General features: G+C 47.9%; 4 protein-coding genes. 2 read left to right on the top strand and 2 right to left on the bottom strand.

Going from position 1 to position 4,693, the window contains the following annotated elements:
* Together PX484_RS05160 and PX484_RS05155 are read right to left on the bottom strand one after the other, a co-directional pair.
* Nucleotides 1–237, bottom strand: a 237-nt coding sequence (locus PX484_RS05160; protein ID WP_288103072.1) for an LmeA family phospholipid-binding protein, incomplete at its 3' end; no start/stop codon positions are given.
* A 7-nt stretch (nucleotides 238–244) separates the two neighbouring features.
* A complete protein-coding gene (locus PX484_RS05155; protein ID WP_002800028.1) occupies nucleotides 245–487 on the bottom strand; it encodes a hypothetical protein in 243 nt (80 codons plus the stop codon).
* 121 nt (nucleotides 488–608) lie between these two features.
* On the opposite strand from PX484_RS05155, the gene PX484_RS05150 reads away from it, so the two are divergent.
* Both PX484_RS05150 and PX484_RS05145 read left to right on the top strand, forming a co-directional pair.
* Complete coding sequence (locus PX484_RS05150; protein ID WP_287667303.1) at nucleotides 609–2,573, top strand: FAD-dependent monooxygenase family protein; 1,965 nt, start codon at nucleotides 609–611, stop codon at nucleotides 2,571–2,573.
* 299 nt (nucleotides 2,574–2,872) lie between these two features.
* Nucleotides 2,873–4,576, top strand: a complete 1,704-nt coding sequence (locus tag PX484_RS05145; protein WP_287766153.1) for an SLC26/SulP family anion transporter — start codon at nucleotides 2,873–2,875, stop codon at nucleotides 4,574–4,576.
* The last annotated feature ends 117 nt before the right edge of the window (nucleotides 4,577–4,693 follow it).

Raw genomic sequence — 4,693 nt, 5'->3', positions numbered from 1 at the left:
CTCGATCTTCTCAATGCGAACATCAGCAAGGGGATAAATTCCCCGTGCAGAAATGCGAACTCGATCGATTTTGCCTTGCAGAGCCTGATAATTGGGAGTATTATCGACCCTGACGGCTAATTGTTCCACTTTTTGGACTTGAGAGCGAAGGGTATGGGCTAAAACCGTATCAATAATTGCCCCTGCGGGAGTTAACAGGGTCAAAACACTAGCGAGAGTGATTGTTAGCCATTCCATCGCCCAATTACACCCATTCAGCTAAATTTTGCCAAGCATTAGTCAAAAGCTGACTTAACCAACGTCGTTGCACTTGATCTAAAATCGGGTCTTCTGCGAGAATTTCTTCAGTAAGATCATCGAGAGATTGGCCTTGAGCGCGGGCCATTCTAATGATTCCCGCAATCACGGCAGCGATCATCTCCTCATCCACGGGACGCTGTCGGAGGGCGGCAATTTCTTCGGGGGTAGTCGGGATAGGATAATTCATAATCAGATGGTCCTGGCTGTGTATTAATCTAGGTATGTAAAGTTTTTTCAACTTTTTTCAGAAAACTTTTTGTGTAGTCTAGCGTAATCAGACGATTTTTGGGTGTAATAGCTAAATCAAGATGAGAGAAATCCTTTACAGAGAAATTCCGACTCCCGACTCGATCGCCGTTTGTCAGTGGTTACAATCCGATTGGCAACCCGGAAGCGGTGTCAAGACAAATACACCTAACGGGGTGAGATTGCGCTTATCGGAGGCGATCGAATTGTCGATCTTTGTCTGGACGCTGCAACGGACTACTTATTTAAAAGTTTTCCGCTGGGGTGAGCGATCGCATTACCTGGAAACATCCCTAACTCGGCAGCTCGATCGAGCTTTACAAAAGCGTTTTCCGCCGCAGTGTAACACGATACCAAACATCGATCGAAAAAATCACTCAATTTTTACAGCTTTAGAAGCGGACTATCCCCTAACGGTTCACTACTTCCGCAAAATGCCGCAAGGGGAGGCAGATTTAGAACGGTTGTACTGGTGGGAAAAACGTTGGCGCGACAGTGCCAAAAATCCCCAACAACCGCAGCCGGTAATTTTCTCTAGCAGTGAGGAAAATGATCATCCCATCGCCTACGACTTAATTTATATTGGTGGTGCCTTGGGGGCAATTCACGCCGCACAGATGGCCAAATTAGGTTATCGAGTCCTCTTAGTAGAAAGACTGCCTTTCGGACGGATGAATCGGGAATGGAATATCTCTCGATCGGAGTTTCAAAGTTTAATTAATTTAGGCCTATTTACTGCCGAAGAATTCGAGGAATTAATCTTCCAAGAATACCTCGATGGCTTTAATAAGTTTTTTGATGGCAATAATCCCCCCCATCTGAAGGCGGAGATTCTCCATACTCCCACGGTTTTAAATATCGCCATTAATTCCGATCAATTGCTGCAATCCTGCGGTAAAAAAATACAGGAATATGGCGGTAAAATTCTCGATCAAACCGAATTTCTTAAGTCTGATATTACTGCTAATAGTGTTACTGTCACCCTTAATCATGGTGGAGAAATTCAACAGATAAAAGGTCGTTTATTGATTGATGCCATGGGGTCTGCCTCCCCGATTGCTTGGCAATTAAACGGAGTGCGTGCCTTTGATAGTGTCTGTCCGACGGTGGGGGCAGTAGTAGAAGGATTCGATCCAGTGGTGTGGGATTCTCACTATGGCGATGTCTTAAATTCCCATGGCGATATTTCTAAAGGCAGACAACTAATTTGGGAATTATTTCCGGGGGAAGGAAAAGAATTAACCTTCTATCTATTTCACTATCATCAAGTCCATCCCGATAACCCCGGTTCTCTGTTGGAAATGTACGAAGATTTCTTTACTATTCTGCCCGAATATCGACAGTGTGACCCAGAAAAATTAACCTGGAAAAAACCAACCTTTGGTTATATACCGGGGCATTTTAGTACAGGAAAAAAAGATCGAATTGTCTCCTTTGATCGCATTTTAGCCATCGGTGATGCCGCCTCCCTGCAATCACCCTTAATCTTTACTGGATTCGGTTCTTTGGTGCGTAATTTAGAGCGCTTAACCCATCTTTTGGATATGGCATTGAAACACGATTTACTAACAGCTAAAGACCTAGAAAATGTGCGGGCCTATCAAAGCAATGTGGCGGTAACTTGGTTATTTTCTAAAGGAATGATGGTTCCCACAGGAAAAACCTTACCACCCCAAAGAATCAACGCCATGTTAAACACATTTTTCGGTTTATTGGCCGACGAACCGCCGGAGGTTTCTGAAACCTTTATTAAGGATAAAACCGATTGGTTGACCTTTAGCCGTTTAGCAATTAAAGCGGCCAGAAAAAACCCCGCTTTACTGTTATGGATAGCAGAAATGGCTGGCAGTCAGGATTTAATTCGGTGGTTAGGTTCCTATCTCGATTTTAGCCTTGATGGAGTCAAAAATCTGTTTTTTGGTTCCTGGTTTCCCCAATGGTTAAAAAACTCCCAAAGCTGGCTAGAAAAAGACAATCCCCGCCTCTGGTTAAAGTTATTGAGTTTTAATTATAGCTTAAGAAATTAGAGGATATTTATCAATTGACGCTCCCATCACCCTAAGCGCGTTAGAAGTCAAAGTAGATGAATTGTTTAAGAAGTTAACACCCCCAGAGGGTTGCTTCTCTGACAGGATTTCCCTTGATCCTTACTGAATACAATTTAATTTGGTATGACTAAGACCTGGGCGAATAAACTTCTCGGTTCCGATGCAAGCAAAATAAACTAGAAAAAACCGGGTTAAACTGGCGAAAAATTATTCCTACCGCCAGGGTCGCCGGGGGCGAGATTTTCGAGACATTTTCGATGACAGGAGAAAAGATGAGGATGCCTACTCGATTAAATTTTTCTAGGGAGCAGTTTTCCCTACCCGGGTTAAAGCGTCTGCGATCCTATCGCTCGGCCTGGTTGCGGGGAGATATCATCGCGGGGATCACCGTGGCGGCCTATCTCGTTCCCCAATGTCTGGCCTACGCGGAACTGGCCGGAGTACAACCGATCGCCGGATTATGGGCGATCCTACCGCCCATGCTTATCTATGCGCTGCTCGGTTCCTCACCACAACTCTCCGTCGGGCCGGAATCGACAACGGCAGTAATGACCGCCGCCGCTATCATGCCCCTCGTGGCGGGGGATAGTAGCAACTACGCCAGTCTGTGCAGTCTATTGGCCTTACTCGTGGGTAGCGTCTGCTGCCTCGCCGCTTTCGCCCAGTTGGGGTTTCTCGCCGATCTCCTCTCCAAACCGATCCTCGTCGGCTACATGGCCGGGGTAGCGGTGATCATGATCGTCGGTCAGTTGGGAAAAATTAGCGGGATGTCACTAAAAGCGGAATCGCTTTTCGGACAGATCGGGGAATTTTCCCGACATTTATCCGAGATTCACCCACCAACTCTGATTCTTGCCGCCGGTGTTTTAATTTTCCTGCTAGTGGTACAACGTCGCTTTCCCAATGCCCCCGGCCCTTTACTCGCGGTTCTACTGGCGACATCGGCAGTATATTTGTTCGATCTGAACGAGCGCGGCATCGCCGTGATCGGGGAAATTCCCGCCGGTTTACCGAGTTTGAAAGTACCGAGGGGTTTTTCTTCCCAGCAGTTCGTCTATTTACTCTCCTCGGCCATCGGTATCGCCCTCGTTGGCTATTCCGATAACGTCTTGACCGCCCGCGCCTTCGGGGCGAAAAACAACTATCGCATCGATGGCAATCAGGAATTACTCGCCCTGGGAGCGCTGAATATCGGTAACGGCATCATGCAAGGCTTTCCCGTCAGCAGTAGCGGCAGTCGCACGGCGATCGGCGATTCTCTGGGCAGTCGATCGCAACTGTTTTCCCTCGTGGCTTTTCTGATCGTGATTTTGGTACTCTTGTTCTTGCGACCGCTGCTATCCCTGTTTCCGAAAGCGGCCCTAGGGGCGATCGTGATTTATGCCGCACTCCGTCTGATCGAGATCTCGGAGTTCAACCGTCTGCGTTGTTTCAAAACCAGTGAGTTCCGATTGGCGCTCGTCACCATGTTCGGTGTCCTGGCCACCGATATCCTCGTCGGGGTGGGCGTTGCCGTGGGGTTATCGGTGGTCGATCTGTTCGCACGGCTGATGCGACCACACGATGCGGTTTTGGGGGAAGTGCCGAATCTGGCGGGCCTGCACGACATCGAGGATTGGCAGGGCGCGACGACGATCCCCGGATTGGTTCTCTACCGTTACGACGCGCCCCTCTGTTTCGCCAACGCCGAGAATTTTCGGAAACGGGTAATAGCGGCGATCGAAGCGGAGAAAGTCCCCGTCGAGTGGTTCGTTCTCAATGCCGAAGCAATTCTAGATATCGATATTACGGCGGTCGATATGTTGAAAGAATTACATCGAGAATTAATCGGCCGTGGTATTACTTTTGCCATGGCGCGGGTGAAGCAAGATTTATATCAGCAATTAAAAAAAGGAGACCTATCCGAGACGATCTCGACCGAACGTATTTATCCAACCCTAGAGGAAGCGATCGAGGCGTTTCATCGGAAATTTTGGGTCTGAAACCCCGCCGTTCTAGGTTGGCTTTACGTTAGAATTAAAAGGCCAGTCTCGAAAACCAAGTGGACGGCGCAGCACCTTGAAAACTCGGCTTAGGGGGTTCCGACCAGAAAAGCTTGG

This window comes from Microcystis sp. M49636_WE2 (assembly GCF_030065375.1).
In the GTDB taxonomy this organism is placed as follows: Bacteria; Cyanobacteriota; Cyanobacteriia; order Cyanobacteriales; family Microcystaceae; genus Microcystis; species Microcystis aeruginosa_C.
Note: the sequence above shows the minus strand (reverse complement) of the source record. Positions and strands in the feature narration are given on the sequence as shown.